We start from the raw sequence: 14083 nt of genomic DNA on the forward strand, positions 1-14083 counted from the left end.
CGTTCAGCGGGCGTGAGCTGCCCGCGCCGCCTTCAGTCGCGCGAAATCATCGCCGGCATGATGCGACGAACGGGTCAAGGGGCTCGCCGACACCATCAGAAAACCCTTGGTGTAGGCCACCTTCTCGTAGGAGCCGAACTCATCCGGCGGCACATAGCGCATCACCGCATGGTGCTTGCGGGTCGGTTGCAGGTACTGACCAATGGTGAGGAAGTCGACGTCGGCCGAGCGCAGATCGTCCATGACCTGGAGCACCTCGTGGCGCTCTTCGCCGAGGCCGACCATGATGCCCGACTTGGTGAAGATCGTGGGATCGATCTCCTTCACCCGCTGCAACAGCCGGATGGAATGGAAGTAGCGGGCGCCGGGGCGAACCGTCAGGTAACGCGAGGGCACGGTCTCCAGATTGTGGTTGAAGACGTCGGGCTTGGCCTTGGCCACGACCTCGAGCGCTCCGTCCTTGCGCAAAAAGTCCGGCGTCAGGATCTCGATGGTGGTCGAGGGCGTCCGTTCGCGGATGGCGCGAATGGTTTTGGCAAAATGCTCGGCGCCGCCATCGGCAAGGTCGTCGCGATCGACGGAGGTGATGACAACATGGGCAAGGCCCAGCTTGGCCGTGGCCTCGGCGACGTGCTCCGGTTCGCTCATGTCGAGCGCGTTCGGCAGGCCGGTCTTGACGTTGCAGAAGGCGCAGGCACGGGTGCAGGTGTCACCCATGATCATGAAGGTCGCGTGCTTCTTGTCCCAGCACTCGCCGATATTCGGGCAGCCCGCTTCCTCGCACACCGTGTGCAGCCCATTGGCGCGCACGATGTTGCGGGTGTCGGCATAGCCGCGGGTGTTCGGCGCGCGCACGCGGATCCAGTCCGGCTTTGCGGGCGAGACGGCATCGGGCCGGTTCGCCTTTTCCGGGTGGCGCGGGCGCGGCGGGTTCGAAATGGTGTCGACGATAACGACCATGGGGTATCCGGTCTGTTCAGGTCCTACCTAGTCGGTCTCGCCACAAGCCGCAACCCGGCTCGCCCCGGCTCGGGGAACATGGCAGATATGGGCAATATCCTGCTCAGTTCTCAGGCGATTCTCACCTCGAATGGCTCCAAAATCGAACCCCTCCACACCGCGTCTGGGCAAGACCCTGAAGCGCGCCTTCTTTGCGCGCAACGTGCATGAGGTCGCCCCCGACCTGATCGGCGCGACCATGCTGGTGGACGGCGTTGGCGGGATCATCGTCGAGGTCGAGGCCTATCATCATACCGAGCCGGCGGCGCACTCCTACAATGGCCCGACGCCCCGGAACCAGGTGATGTTCGGCCCGCCCGGCTTTGCCTATGTCTACCGCTCCTATGGCATCCATTGGTGCGTGAATTTCGTCTGCGAGGAAGAAGGCTCGGCGAGCGCAGTCCTGATCCGCGCGCTGGAGCCGACGCACGGGATATCAGCCATGCGCCGCCGCCGTCATCTCGACGATGTGCACGCGCTCTGCTCCGGCCCGGGCAAGCTGACGGAGGCGCTCGGCATCACGATCGCGCATAACGCGCTGCCGCTCGACCGGCCGCCGATCGCGCTCCATGCGCGCACCGCCGAGGTGGAGGTCGCAGCCGGCATCCGCATCGGCATCACCAAGGCGGTCGAGCTGCCCTGGCGCTACGGTGTGAAGGGTTCGAAATTCCTCAGCAAGCCCTTCCCCAAATAGCGCTAGGACGCCTGCTTCAGCCGTTCCATCGCCTCCAGCAGCTTGGCCTTGCGCGCCAGCGCTGCCTCGCGCTTCTCACGCTCCTCCTCGACGACCTCTTCGGCCGCATTGGCCACGAACTTCTCGTTCGCCAGCTTGGATTCGGCGCGCTTGATGTCGGCGTCGGCCTTCGCGATCTCCTTGTCAAGACGCGTGCGTTCGGCGCCCACGTCGATCACGCCCTTGAGCGGCAACGCGGCCACTTCGCCGCGCACCAGGAGCTGCACGGCGCCGTCGGGCGCGCGGTCGGCGAAGGAAATGTCCGATAGCCGCGACATGCGCTTGATGACGTCGATCCAGCGCGGCGCGCGTTCCCTGGTCTCGGCCGAGGCGCCGGCCAGCACAAGCGCCGTCAGCGTCGCCGGCGGGATGTTCATCTCGGCGCGCACCGACCGGATCGCGGTGACGAGGTCGATCACCCAGCCGATCTCGGCTTCGGCCGCCGGGTCTGTGAAGTCGGCATGGTCGAAGACCGGCAGGATCACCGGTGTCATGAACGTATCGGCCGGCATCGACGCGGCCAGGATCGCGAGCTGCTCGGAAGAAAGCTCCGGCTTGAGCGGCCATGGCGCCAGAGCCAAAAGGCCCTCGCGCTTCGCAGTCACTTCCCACAGCTCCTCGGTGATGAAGGGCATGAACGGGTGCAACAGCTTCAAGATCTCGTCGCGCGCCCAGGCGACCATGGCGCGGGTCTCGGCCTTGGCCGGTCCGTCCTCGCCGAGCAGCACGGGCTTTGCGAGCTCGACATACCAATCGCAATAAACGTTCCAGACGAAGCGGTAGATCGCGCCGGCCGCATCGTTGAAGCGGTAGGCTTCGATCGCCTCCGTCACCTCGCGCGTGGTGTGCGCGGTCTCGTGCGCGATCCAGCGGTTCAGCGTCGCCTTGGCCTTCGCCGGCTCGAAACCGTCGGGCACCGCGCAGTTGTTCATCTCCGCGAAACGGCATGCGTTCCAGAGTTTTGTCGCGAAGTTGCGGTAGCCTTCGACGCGGCTGGTGGCGAGCTTGATGTCGCGTCCCTGGGCTGCCATCGCCGCCAGCGTGAAGCGCAACGCGTCGGCGCCGTATTCGTCGATCAGGTGCAAGGGATCGATGACGTTGCCCTTCGACTTCGACATCTTGGCGCCCTTCTCGTCGCGGACGAGGGCGTGGATGTAGATGGTCGAGAACGGGATCTCCTTCATGAAGTGCAGACCCATCATCATCATCCGGGCGACCCAGAAGAAGATGATGTCGAAACCGGTGACCAGCGCATTGGTCGGATAATAGCGCTTCACCTCCGGCGTATCGTCGGGCCAGCCGAGCGTCGAGAACGGCCACAGCGCGGAGGAGAACCAGGTGTCGAGCACGTCCTCGTCGCGGGTGATGAAGCCCTCACGCTTGTCGCGGTCGAGCGCCATCTCGCGCCCCTGCTCCTCGCTGATGACTTCCTGCTCGACGTAATAGCCGAGCGCGTGGCTGACGGCCTCCTCCTCGGTCTCGGCGACGAACACCTTGCCGTCGGGGCCGTACCAGGCCGGGATCTGGTGTCCCCACCAGAGCTGGCGCGAGATGCACCAGGGCTGGATGTTCTCCATCCACTCGAAATAGGTCTTTTCCCAATTCTTCGGGACGAAGACGGTCTCGCCAGAGCGCACTGCCGCGATCGCGGGCTTGGCCAGCGTCTTGGCGTCGACGTACCACTGGTCGGTCAGGTACGGCTCGATCACGCTGTTCGAGCGATCGCCGTGCGGCACCATATGGGTGTGCGGCTCGATCCGCTCGATGAAGCCAAAGCTCTCCAGGCGCTCGACGATGCGTTTTCGCGCGGCAAAGCGATCGACGGCGTGGAATTCCTCGGCGAACTGCGAGGCGCCCTCGGGCAGGTCGCGCAGGTAATCCTCGTTGCCGACGAGGTCGAGGCAGCCTTCCTTGTCCAGCACGCTGATCTGGCGCAGGCCGTGGCGCTTGCCGACCTCGAAATCGTTGAAGTCGTGCGCCGGCGTCACCTTCACCGCACCGGAGCCCTTCTCGGGATCGGAATATTCGTCGGCGACGATCGCAACCTTGCGGCCGACCAGCGGCAGGATCACATGCTTGCCGACGAGCTTGTGATAGCGCTCGTCGTCCGGATGCACGGCAACGCCGGTGTCGCCCAGCATGGTCTCGGGCCGCGTCGTGGCGACGACGATGAAGGTCGAGGGATCGTCGGGGCTGAAATTCTTGCCTTCGATCGGATAGCGCAGATACCAGAGGCTGCCCTTGACCTCGACCTGCTGCACTTCGAGATCGGAGATCGCGGTGAGCAGCTTGGTGTCCCAGTTCACCAGCCGCTTGTCCTTGTAGATCAGGCCGTCGCGGTGCAGCTCGACGAACACCTTGATGACGGCCTTCGACAGGCCCTCGTCCATGGTGAAGCGCTCGCGCGACCAGTCGCAGGAGGCGCCGAGCCGCTTGAGCTGGTTGATGATGGTGTCGCCGCTCTCGGCCTTCCACTCCCAGACCCGCTCCAGAAACTTCTCGCGGCCCATCTCGCGGCGCCCAGGCTGCTGGCGCTCCATCAACTGGCGCTCGACCACCATCTGGGTGGCGATGCCGGCGTGGTCGGTCCCGGGCTGCCACAGCACGTCGCGGCCGCGCATCCGCTCGAACCGGCACAGGATGTCCTGCAGCGTGTTGTTGAGCGCGTGGCCCATGTGCAGCGAGCCCGTCACGTTCGGCGGCGGGATCACGATGGTGAAGGGGCTGGCGTCCCGCCGGTCGGGACGGCCGGCCTTGAACGCAAGGCTGTCCTCCCAGACGACGGACATGCGGGTTTCGATATCGGCGGGCTGGTAGTTTTTCTCGATCATGGGCAGCTAAAAAGCCTTGCGCGGGGCTCAAGTCAACCAGCCACAGGTCAGGCGACCTGGTCAGGGGCGGCGGCAAAACGTCAATGGGTCAAACGGGATCGGTGAGGTCCTGCCCGCCGGACGGGACGCAAGAGCACGGCCTTGTGAGGGCTGTCGAGCCGGCGGGATTACCGGCCGCGGGAAACCCGCTCGATCTCCGCCTTCACGATGCGTTCGACCAGGCCCGGCAAATTGTCGTCCAGCCAGGATTTCAGCATCGGCCGCAGCATTTCCTTGACCAGATCCTCCAGCGTCCGCGCGTTGTTGCTGAGGACGGTGTGGGCGAGCGTGTTGAAGGCGGATTCGACCGCCGAAACCGTCGTTTGCGCCAGGATCGGCTGCTGGGGCGGCAGCGGCGGCGCATCCCAATCGACCTGCGAAAACGAGGGCGGCGGCGGTGCAGGCCGGGGCGGTGGTGCCGCAGCCGCCTCCGCGAATTCGAGATCATCCTTCGGCTCGACCTTGCGGAAGCTCGGCGGTGGCGGTGCCGGCGTCTCGACCGCCATCTCGTCGGTCAGTTCGAGCACATCGGGCTCGGCCGGTTCGGGTTCGGGCTCCGGCTCGGGGGCGCGCACCTCCGGCGCCGTCGTCGCGTCGTCGAGGCCGGCGAGCAGCGCGTCGATGTCGTCCTGGCTGTTGCTCGCGGCAGCTTCCGGCGCGGGTGCAGGCGCAGGTTTTGCAGCCGGCGGTGGCGCGGGTTTTTCGGCGGCGGGTTTTGGCGCGATCTTGGACGGCGGAATGTCGTTCATCGCCACAGGCCTTGGCGCCGGCGCGGCGGCGGCTGGCTTCTCCGGCTTTGCGGCTTCGGCTGCCGGCGGCTTGGCCTCATCGTCGGCAATGATGCGCCGGATCGAGGCCAGAATCTCCTCCATGGAGGGTTCTGTGACCTTTGCAGGCTGCGTCATCTCCGACTCCACATCATCAACGCCCTCGCACGCGTTGTTTTAACACCAAGCACGACAGGAATGGCCGGTTCCGGACCGGCGGCCCGGCATTTTCATCGCAACAGCCTGACTTGTCCCCAAGTCCTAGTCCGAGTCCTAGTCCGAGTCCTGACCAAGCCGAGGCATTTGCGACTCATCGCGTGCGGCGCGCCCTGCCCCGCGGTCCTACGCAAACAACATGACGTGCAGCGCGAATCGCCCCGTTCCTCGCGGAAAGGCTATGTCAGGGCCTTTGACGAATGCAAGCAAACAGCCGGCTTCGCGTGTTTGCGAAGCCGGCTGGCTGTTCAAGCGTTGGCGTGGACGATCAGCGTCCGTCGGGCGTACGCACGCCGACCCAGCTATCGCGGACCTGATGGTAGTGCACGCTCGCATCGTAGGTGACGGTCGACAGACCGAGCACCTGCGGCGACAGGCGGCCGACGGCGCTCAATACGGAGTAGGACGCAACGACGCGATCGTGTTGCGCGGTCACCAGGGCGACGCGCGCATTGACCAGCGCCTGCTGCGCGTTGAGGACGTCGAGCGTCGTGCGCTGTCCGGCCTTGGCCTCTTCACGGACACCGTTCAGCGCGATCTCGGACGCTGTGACCTGCGCCTGCGCGGACTGCACCTGCGCCTTGCCGGCCTGCAATTGCCCCCACGCCTGCACGACCGTGGCACGGGCCTGGTCGCGCGTCGTCTCGAGGTTGAGGCGCTGCTGCGCCAGGTTTTCCTTGGACTGCCGGATCAGCGCGTATTCGGCACCGCCCTGAAAGATCGGCACGGAGGCCGTCGCGATGGCAGACGCGGTATTCGTTCGATAGATATTCAGGGTCTGCTGATAGGACGTACTGACACCAGCCTGCACCGTGACCGTCGGCAGCAATGCGCCCTCGTTGACCTTGACCTGGAGATAGTTGACGTCAATGCCGTACATGCTGGCCGTGACGTTGGGGTTCTCGATGAGCGCGAGCTCGACAGCGGAGGTAAGCGTCGACGGCAGGAAACGATCGACCGGCGAACCCGGCGCGAGATTGACCGGGTCGTTGCCGATGATGCGGCGGAAGTTCGCGCGCGTGGTGGTGAGATTCGATTCGGCGGTCAACGCTTGCGTCTTGCCGGCCGCCAACTGCGCCTCGGACTGGGCGACGTCGGTGCGAGTCACCTCGCCGACATTGAAGCGATCGCGGGTCTGCTTCAGCGTCTGCTCGAGCACGCGCACGTTGCTCTTCTGGACTTCGAGCGTCGCCGAGTCGCGCAGATAGTCCATGTAGGTCGTGGCGGCCTGAAGCAGCACGCTCTGATCCAAGCTGCGCAGCGCCTCGCGGGCGCCGGAGACCTGGCTCTCGGCGGCACGCGTCCTGTTGGCGGTCTGGTTGCCGTTGTAGAGCGTCTGGTTGACGGTCAGGCTGGCGCTGTTGGGCTGAAGGGTACCGTTGACAATCGCGCCCCTCTGCAGCGCCTGGATATCCTGATACTGATACCCGGTGCTGAGGGACAGATTGACCTTCGGGCGATAGCCCGACAAAGCCTGCGGAACGTTCTCGTCGGTGGAACGCACCTGCGCGCGCTGCGCGTTGAGCTGCGGATTGTTTTGATAGGCACGTACCAGCGCAGCCTCGATGGTGTCGGCCAGCGCTGGCGTCGGCCCCGCCAGCGTCATGAGCAGGACCGAAACCGCAGCTCCGGTGAAGAGCTTCACCCCATGCATCCGTTATTTCCGTTCATTCTTCTGCCGGCTCGTGCCCGCGAGCCGGGTACCATGTTCGACTGGAGTCGTTGCCCCTGCGCAGCATAGGCCGCCATCAAGCGCGACGGAACTACCCGCCGGTTGTTGGAGGTGGAAACTCTTCACGTGCAGCATCCCTGCCACACTTCTGATTCAGAACGGGATTTTAACGGCTTGAAGCCGTCAAAAGACGAACTCGGCGGCCCGTTCCAGGCCAGGCAGGACGGGCGCCGCAGCGTCGAAAAGCGTCCGATGGCCGAATTCGCCATGGAACCGGGTCACGATCATGGCCCGTTGCGGCCGGGATTCGGCGCTCACGCCAACCAGCCGGCCGCCTTCGGCGAGTTGTTCCAGCAGCGCCTTCGGCGTGATTTCGGTGGCCCCGTTGAGGACGATGATGTCATAGGGCGCACCGGCCGGGTCGCCCTCGGCGCAGGCGGCGGCTTTACAGGTCACATTCCCCAAGCCGAGCGCTGCGAGCGTCTCCCCGGCTTTTGCCGCCAGCGCCGAATCGGTCTCGGTCGCGGTTACCGCTGCGGCAAGCTTGGCTGCGAGCGCGGCCACGTAGCCGGTCGCACATCCAACCACCAGGACGCGGTCGCCCGCGCCGATCTCGGCCGCGTGCAACAGCTTGGCGGTCAGGGCCGGCTTGATCAGGTATCGCTTGGCGGCGCCGCTATCGGCGACGTCGAGGTCGAGGTCGAGATAGGCCAGCGCCTGCCGGCTCGCCGGCACGAAGGCCTCGCGCGGCACGGCGAGCATCGCGTCGAGGATTCTGCGATCGGTGACGTCGCTGGTGCGCACCTGGCCATCGACCATTTTCTGGCGCGCGGTCGAAAAACCGGACATTTACGGACCCTGGAATGCGGACGCTGCCGCGGAAAACGTTACGGCATCTTTGGAACATGGCCCGCAAAAACGCAACATGGCGATTGGGCTGTCAGCGCAGGGTTCCGCTAATCGCCTACTCGATTGCGACCGCCAGCCGTCCGATCAGCGCGGCCACCTCGTCGAGGCGGGTCCAATCGTGTCTCTCGATGGCGCGTGCGAGCCGTGCGACGCACTCGTCGTCGGTGAGATCAGGAATGTCGGCAGGCTGGATCGAGGGGGCGAGCTTCGAACGATCGTCAGCGACGTCTAGCATCAGAATCAGCTCCGCGTTGACCGGCGGACGGAACCTCGATTTGAATTGAGTCGATTTGGCGTCTGCTGCGTGGCGGCTGCGGGGAGTTGCCACACGTCCACGTGAGGCAGCTCGACCGTCGACTCAGAAGTCGATCGCAATTCATTGATAGAATTGAGAAAACTGGCTCCCCGGGCTGGATTCGAACCAGCGACCATCCGATTAACAGTCGGATGCTCTACCGCTGAGCTACCGAGGAAAAGGGCGAACCGACGTTCGCGCGCGGCTGCGTATAACAAAGCCTCTTGCGCTTGCAAAGGACGAATTCGTCATATCCTCGCCATCGGAAGGATGGGACTGGAGCCCCTCCTCTCCGCCGGCCGCCAGAGCATGATCCGGAAAAGTGCGCAGCGGTTTTCCCTCGCGACAAACGCGGAACGCGTTTGCGCGGAGATCATGCTCAAACCAGGACCCAAAGCGCGATGACGATTCGACCTAACGCCATCGCGCTTTGGCGCGTTATTCCGCCACGAACGAGGTGGTCTTGGTGCCGTGGTCGTAGCGCAGCCTCAGCGCCGTGAACTTGCAGAGGTTGACGTTCTTCCAGAGCACGGATTCGTTGTAGTCCTGCCAGTCGACACGGATGTTCCAGACGCAGCCATCGTCATCGTCGTCGAACTCGACGTAGGTCGAGGCCGTGTTCTGCAGGACCTTTTCGAGCTCGTTATCCCATTCGTCCAGACCGTCGTCCGGCGCATTGAAGCCCAGGAACTTGATGGCGTAGCCGGTCTCGTTGACGACCGTGACGTTGCGGGCATCGGCGGCGATGGACGGCGCAGCAAACATCGCAAGACCCACTGCGACCAAGGCAGAGTAGAGATATTTCATGAGGGAGCCCCATTCAAAAATGAATATCCGGCACCAAGATCACCATCGGGGGGAGCGGATTTCCCGCACAACCGAAGGCGGTGCCTTGAGGATACGTCCGGACGGCGATTGAAAGGTTCAGCCGAACCGCACTTGTTTCCGAACATGTACGCCGCTTGCGCGGCGTACCGTTCGTCTTATCGAGTCCTCAATTGATCTCGCAATGAACGGGCATTCACACGCCTACTCTGCGGCGTCTGTTTTTGCTGTCGCCGGCGCGCTCGCAGCAACGGCCGAGCCGTTCGGCTTGCCGGTGACCGCACCGACCAGCGCCTTCACCGGATCCTCGCCCGGCGCAAAACCGCTCTGACGCAGGATCTCGTCGATCATCGGACGCAGCGCGTGCACCTTGAGGAGCTCGCCGGCAAGCCCCTCGCCGAACCCGACATTGCCGCCGCCCGCACCGTTGCCGCCGAAGGCACCGCCGGTGTGGAGAATGCGCACGTCCTTGAGGTTCGCGATCGGCTTGACCATCTCGGCCAGCGCCGACGGCATCGTCTCGATCCGCTTCTTGGCGATCTCGAAATCGATCACGTTGCTGCCGAGCTTGTTCTGCGCCTCGTTCTTCATGGTGATAACGGCGGCCTCGGCCTCGCCGATGTTCTTGACGCCGACGGCCTTGATCTTGTTGGCCTCGGCTTCGGCCGTCGCCAGCGTCTTGACGGCCTCGGCGCGATCGAGCGACGCCTTCTTCTCGGCCTCGGCAGCGACGATCAGCTCGGTCGATTTCCGCTCCGCCTCGGTTCGCGCGGCCAGAACCTGGGTGAGACGGGAGCGGTCTGCGACCTCGACGGCGCGCGCGGTGACGACCTTTTCCTCGGCCGAGACGGCGATCGCTTCGGCCGTCTTGGCTTCGGCGACGGCTTCCGACGTCTGCTTGCTCTTGGAGGCGATCTGGATCTCGTTCTCCTGGGTGGCGATCTGGATCTCGCGCTGCGCGTCGGTCTTGCGCTTGTTGATGGCGAGATCGGATTCGATCACCGCCGTCTCCTTGACCTGCTTGGCGCCCGCCTCCTTCTCTGCGACCGCGCGGTCGGTATCGATGCGCGCGTTCTCCTCGGTCAGGCGCGCCGTTTGCGTGGCGGTCGCGACTTCCGCGCGCGTGCTCGCGGTCTTGTTGGCGATGTCGCGCTCCTGCGAGAGCTCGGCCTCCTTCTTGGTGCGTTCGATGGCCAGGGTCTGCTGCCGCGCCTCGAGGTCCTTTTGCGCGATCGCTACCTCATTATCGCGGACGATCGAGTTGCGGTCGCGGCGGCGGGTCTCGGTGACCGTCTTCAACTGGGTCAGACCTTCGGCGTCGAAGAAGTTCTCGGGATTGAAGAATTTGACGTCGGTCTGGTCGAGTTTTGTGAGCGACACGGATTCAAGCTCGAGACCGTTGGATTTCACGTCGGACTCGACGGTCGCTTGCACGTGCTTGACGAAATCGCTGCGCTTTTCCTGCAGCTCCAAAATGGACATGGTCGCTGCCACCGAACGCAGGCCGTCGACGAACTTTGCTTCGACCTGGTTGCGCAGGGCTTCGGCATCATTGGTCAGCGCGCCCAGCGTCTGGCTCGCCAGCGCGATGCTCTCATCGTCAGGACGAACGCGGACATAGAACTCGGCGACGATATCGACGCGCAGCCGGTCCTTGGTGATGAGCGACTCCCGCTCCTTGCGCTCGACCGTGAGCCGCAGCGTCTTCAGATTGACGCTGGCATAGGAGTGGAAGATCGGCAGGATCATCGCGCCGCCGTCGAGCACGACCTTCTTGCCGCCGAGCCCGGTGCGGACGAAGGCCTCATCCCGCGTGGCGCGTTTGTAGAGGATAGTGAAGACGATGCCGAGAACGACGATCAGCGCGACGCCGATCATGGCCGGAACTGCGATGTCGAACATGAAGATCTCCGATTGATTCAATCCTTGAGTGCAGGTTTGGGCGGCTTGAGTTCATCGCTGGCAGCGACCGCGACGAAACGCGTGCCGATGCGGTCGACCAGCAGGACAATGGTTCCCTGCGCCAGCGGAGCCGACGACGGGGCTGCGACCGCCCAGACGAAATGCCGGTTGCCGTGGACGTCGGCGACGCTGACCCGGCCCGGCGGGCCCTGATCGAGCGGGCCGATCACGACCTCGCCGACGCGGCCGACGAGATCGCCGAGCCCGACCGCGTAGCTTTCGTCCTTGGGAATGATCCTGGCGATGAAGCCACTGGAGATCCGCACCAGCGGGATGGAGGCGGCCAGCGCCCCGAGCGAGGCGATGGTCACCGGCAAGGGCCCGGCAACCATCCGCGCGAGATCCTGGATCAGGAAGCCCGTGATCGAGAAGGCGCCGAGCAGCAGCAGGATGAAGATCAGCAGCGGCACGCCGCCGAGATTGATCCAGGAGATGGCGTTGACCACGCCGCTATCGCTGGGGTGGCTGAAATCGACGGCGATCCCTAGCATTTCGCTTATCGACGCGCCCACCAGCATCGCGACCACCTCGACGGAGCCGACGATGACGATCATGGCCGCCGCAATCGCGAACGGCCTGACCTCCGGCGCCATTACATGTTCGAGCAAAGCGCTCATGACTATTGACTCAGGAGCGCGACTTCAACCGCGCGAGCCTCGCCGCAATCTCCTTGTCGCGATGCAACGCGCTGAGCTCATCGATATCGCTCGAAAACGGAATCGCTGAAGGCACGCCGGTCGCCCGTGCCACGGCCCGCCCGGCACGCAAGGCCTTTGCGGCCGCAGCACTGCCGCCCTGCTTCCGGGTCGAACTTGTGGACTGGACGTTGGCCGCCGCCTCGCTTTGCTCCAGATCGGCGCGCCGCTGCTCGGCGTCCTGCAACGCGGACATCACCGCGCGCAGCGAGGTGACGCAATTCTCGATCTTCTCGTTGTTCTCGTCGATCGCGCGCGTCAGCACCTCGAATTGCGCCTCGAGGTCCATCTGCCGCGCGATGCCGGCGCGAGCGAGATCGTCACGGCTGTCGTCGACCGCGCCCTGGATCTTGGCGTTGAGGTCCGCCGTCTCGCGCTCGATCTCGCTGCGCCGCGCGTTAAGCCGATATTCCTCGGCACGTGCGGCGCCCAGCGCTTCGCGCGCTTCCGCTTCCGCGCGCTCGATCTCGCGAATGGCCTGGCTCACGACCTTCAGCTTGTTCTTGCCTTCCGCCTGCTCGATCGCGTCATACGCGATGCCGGCGATCAGGCGCCCGACCCGGGACAGGAAGTTCTCGGGGGCGGCAGCGATGGTATCCATGGCGTTCTCCTCCTCTGGCAAAATGTTCGGCGTGACGCCGTAGTGAATCTCAAAGCCGTCGTCGGTGCGGATCAGGCGGGCGGGCACGCTCTGCCCCCAGCCTTCGGCATAGCCGGCGTAGTCGAAGGGCACGCTGAAGCGTCCCTCTACGGTCGCGATCGATATGGTGGCCGGGCCCTTGATCTTGGCGAGCTTGTCGTCGAGCGGCAGACGCTTGCCGCTGGAAGCGCGGTACTCGGCGCGGTCGCGCAGGCCCAGCGTCACCAGGCGGGACGGCAGCGCGGTCTCTTTTCGGATCGCGTCATAGGCATGGGCGTGCAGCAGCACGACGTTGGAGCCCACATTGTGGGTGCGGCCCACCTCGTCGAGGATCTCCATCATGCGGTCATAGGCCCTGAAGGTCGCCTCGATCGCGGCTGTGACGGCCGGGTCAGGAGCGAGCCTGTAGCGAAGCGCAGACGGGGCATTTCGGGGCGACGGGCTCATGGAAAGCACTAAAGCACCATTTTGGTGCTTTAGGAAGGGAATGATCAATCACGTTCCGCTGATCCCTGTGCACTCTATCGATTAGTCGCGGCAGCTCAGACCGCGTTCAAGATGGGCCGGTCACCTCTAGATCACCGGCTTTCAAGACTTCTTGCACGCGCGGGTTGCAATATTCATCAAATCGCGAGCTGTCGTCGCGGCTCAGCGGCGGATTCCCCGGGCCGCTCCACAGCTTATCCGCAGCATATCCACAGGCCTGCCCTGACGGATTTGCGAGATGTCACCTGCAGCTTGCTGCGCACTCGCCCACAGGCCGTCCGGTTCAGCCGCCGGCCTGGTCGAACACGGCGCGGCAGGCGTCGCTGAGGCTGGTCCGGTTGCGCCTGAGGCAGGCGGTGATGGCGCGGACGTTGGGGATTTCGCCGGCGCAGAGACGGTAGACGTCGGGGCTGCAGGCGCGGCGCTGTTCGGGCGTCCCTTGCTGGGCGCCGGCCGAAACCGAGGCGAATAGCGTGAGGAAGAGGCCAACCGTCGAGGCCCGACGGGCCCGGCTCTTGACGCCTGCAAACCGTAGGAACCGCGCCTTCATGACTCCGCCTCCTGTGTTGCGCCCGTGCCTGGATGGGCCGGTGTCGCGGGGGAGCTTGCGAGAAATAAATCGCGGAGAATGTGATCTCTTTCACACTGGAGTCGGCCCGGGCCCGCCTACCCTGCGCCCCGGGGATTTTATGAAATCGCTAACCAGTCGGGCCCGCATCGTCGGATGCGTAAAATTCGATCGATCGGCTCAACTGGACAACAAGCCGGTTTTGCGAAGTTGCGTCGTCCCGAGTGGGGAGGATGCGATGAGCGAAGCCGAATTCGATTTGCTGCTGGATGCCGTGCGGGCCGCCGTTGAGCCCGTACCGGAGGAGGAATTCGTGCCCCGCTCTTGGAAGTTCAATGCGACGCTCAAGGCCGCCAACGACAATGACGGAGCCTGGCCGCTTCTGCCGTTCCCCGAGGGCTGGTACGCCGTCTGCTGAGACAACCGCTTTTCACCCAGCGATGCTG

13 protein-coding genes and 1 tRNA gene are annotated in these 14083 nt (G+C 64.5%); 2 read left to right on the top strand and 12 right to left on the bottom strand.

The genetic code is table 11. From position 1 onward, the window contains the following. Positions 1 to 3: 3 nt before the first annotated feature. A complete protein-coding gene (lipA, locus tag KUF59_RS22805) occupies positions 4 to 960 on the bottom strand; it encodes a lipoyl synthase (protein WP_212461185.1) in 957 nt (318 codons plus the stop codon). 130 nt (positions 961 to 1090) lie between these two features. On the opposite strand from lipA, the gene KUF59_RS22810 reads away from it, so the two are divergent. Further along, positions 1091 to 1693, top strand: coding sequence for a DNA-3-methyladenine glycosylase (locus KUF59_RS22810; RefSeq protein ID WP_212461186.1), 603 nt, complete (start codon positions 1091 to 1093; stop codon positions 1691 to 1693). Positions 1694 to 1695: 2 nt separating this feature from the next. On the opposite strand, the gene KUF59_RS22815 is transcribed toward KUF59_RS22810, so the two are convergent. The 11 genes from KUF59_RS22815 to KUF59_RS22865 all read right to left on the bottom strand — a co-directional run bounded on the left by KUF59_RS22815 (position 1696) and on the right by KUF59_RS22865 (position 13619). Beyond that, positions 1696 to 4563, bottom strand: coding sequence for a valine--tRNA ligase (locus KUF59_RS22815; RefSeq protein ID WP_212461187.1), 2868 nt, complete (start codon positions 4561 to 4563; stop codon positions 1696 to 1698). Between the two features lie 167 nt (positions 4564 to 4730). Then, a complete protein-coding gene (locus tag KUF59_RS22820) occupies positions 4731 to 5507 on the bottom strand; it encodes a PopZ family protein (protein ID WP_212461188.1) in 777 nt (258 codons plus the stop codon). A gap of 346 nt (positions 5508 to 5853) precedes the next feature. Further along, on the bottom strand, positions 5854 to 7239 hold the full coding sequence (locus KUF59_RS22825; RefSeq protein ID WP_212461189.1) for a TolC family outer membrane protein: 1386 nt from the start codon (positions 7237 to 7239) through the stop codon (positions 5854 to 5856). A gap of 201 nt (positions 7240 to 7440) precedes the next feature. Beyond that, positions 7441 to 8106: a protein-L-isoaspartate O-methyltransferase family protein gene (locus KUF59_RS22830; protein WP_212461190.1), complete on the bottom strand. Its 666-nt coding sequence runs from the start codon at positions 8104 to 8106 to the stop codon at positions 7441 to 7443. A gap of 115 nt (positions 8107 to 8221) precedes the next feature. Then, on the bottom strand, positions 8222 to 8401 hold the full coding sequence (locus KUF59_RS22835) for a hypothetical protein (RefSeq protein WP_212461191.1): 180 nt from the start codon (positions 8399 to 8401) through the stop codon (positions 8222 to 8224). A gap of 163 nt (positions 8402 to 8564) precedes the next feature. Then, a tRNA-Asn gene (locus KUF59_RS22840) sits at positions 8565 to 8639 on the bottom strand. A gap of 260 nt (positions 8640 to 8899) precedes the next feature. Continuing rightward, positions 8900 to 9268, bottom strand: a complete 369-nt coding sequence (locus KUF59_RS22845) for a hypothetical protein (protein ID WP_212461192.1) — start codon at positions 9266 to 9268, stop codon at positions 8900 to 8902. A 222-nt stretch (positions 9269 to 9490) separates the two neighbouring features. Continuing rightward, the gene (locus tag KUF59_RS22850) at positions 9491 to 11188 is read right to left on the bottom strand and encodes a flotillin family protein (protein ID WP_212461193.1); all 1698 of its coding nucleotides are present in this window, start codon (positions 11186 to 11188) and stop codon (positions 9491 to 9493) included. A 17-nt stretch (positions 11189 to 11205) separates the two neighbouring features. Further along, on the bottom strand, positions 11206 to 11865 hold the full coding sequence (locus KUF59_RS22855; RefSeq protein ID WP_212461194.1) for an OB-fold-containig protein: 660 nt from the start codon (positions 11863 to 11865) through the stop codon (positions 11206 to 11208). 10 nt (positions 11866 to 11875) lie between these two features. Continuing rightward, positions 11876 to 13039: a PspA/IM30 family protein gene (locus KUF59_RS22860; RefSeq protein WP_212461195.1), complete on the bottom strand. Its 1164-nt coding sequence runs from the start codon at positions 13037 to 13039 to the stop codon at positions 11876 to 11878. A gap of 313 nt (positions 13040 to 13352) precedes the next feature. After that, positions 13353 to 13619, bottom strand: coding sequence for a hypothetical protein (locus KUF59_RS22865; protein WP_212461196.1), 267 nt, complete (start codon positions 13617 to 13619; stop codon positions 13353 to 13355). Between the two features lie 256 nt (positions 13620 to 13875). Here KUF59_RS22865 and KUF59_RS22870 point away from each other — a divergent pair, with 256 nt between their 5' ends. Beyond that, positions 13876 to 14055, top strand: coding sequence for a hypothetical protein (locus tag KUF59_RS22870; protein ID WP_212461197.1), 180 nt, complete (start codon positions 13876 to 13878; stop codon positions 14053 to 14055). Positions 14056 to 14083 lie beyond the last annotated feature (28 nt).

It is taken from the genome of Bradyrhizobium arachidis (assembly GCF_024758505.1).
In the GTDB taxonomy this organism is placed as follows: domain Bacteria; phylum Pseudomonadota; class Alphaproteobacteria; order Rhizobiales; family Xanthobacteraceae; genus Bradyrhizobium; species Bradyrhizobium manausense_C.

What these genes read in the sequence shown, in the direction of transcription:
- KUF59_RS22830 (WP_212461190.1), bottom strand. Translation starts at nt 8,106, where the DNA reads ATGTCCGGTTTTTCGACCGCGCGCCAGAAAATGGTCGATGGCCAGGTG.
- KUF59_RS22815 (WP_212461187.1), bottom strand. Translation starts at nt 4,563, where the DNA reads ATGATCGAGAAAAACTACCAGCCCGCCGATATCGAAACCCGCATGTCC.
- KUF59_RS22825 (WP_212461189.1), bottom strand. Translation starts at nt 7,239, where the DNA reads ATGCATGGGGTGAAGCTCTTCACCGGAGCTGCGGTTTCGGTCCTGCTC.
- KUF59_RS22855 (WP_212461194.1), bottom strand. Translation starts at nt 11,865, where the DNA reads ATGAGCGCTTTGCTCGAACATGTAATGGCGCCGGAGGTCAGGCCGTTC.
- KUF59_RS22820 (WP_212461188.1), bottom strand. Translation starts at nt 5,507, where the DNA reads ATGACGCAGCCTGCAAAGGTCACAGAACCCTCCATGGAGGAGATTCTG.
- KUF59_RS22850 (WP_212461193.1), bottom strand. Translation starts at nt 11,188, where the DNA reads ATGTTCGACATCGCAGTTCCGGCCATGATCGGCGTCGCGCTGATCGTC.
- KUF59_RS22845 (WP_212461192.1), bottom strand. Translation starts at nt 9,268, where the DNA reads ATGAAATATCTCTACTCTGCCTTGGTCGCAGTGGGTCTTGCGATGTTT.
- KUF59_RS22865 (WP_212461196.1), bottom strand. Translation starts at nt 13,619, where the DNA reads ATGAAGGCGCGGTTCCTACGGTTTGCAGGCGTCAAGAGCCGGGCCCGT.
- KUF59_RS22835 (WP_212461191.1), bottom strand. Translation starts at nt 8,401, where the DNA reads ATGCTAGACGTCGCTGACGATCGTTCGAAGCTCGCCCCCTCGATCCAG.
- KUF59_RS22870 (WP_212461197.1), top strand. Translation starts at nt 13,876, where the DNA reads ATGAGCGAAGCCGAATTCGATTTGCTGCTGGATGCCGTGCGGGCCGCC.
- lipA (WP_212461185.1), bottom strand. Translation starts at nt 960, where the DNA reads ATGGTCGTTATCGTCGACACCATTTCGAACCCGCCGCGCCCGCGCCAC.
- KUF59_RS22810 (WP_212461186.1), top strand. Translation starts at nt 1,091, where the DNA reads ATGGCTCCAAAATCGAACCCCTCCACACCGCGTCTGGGCAAGACCCTG.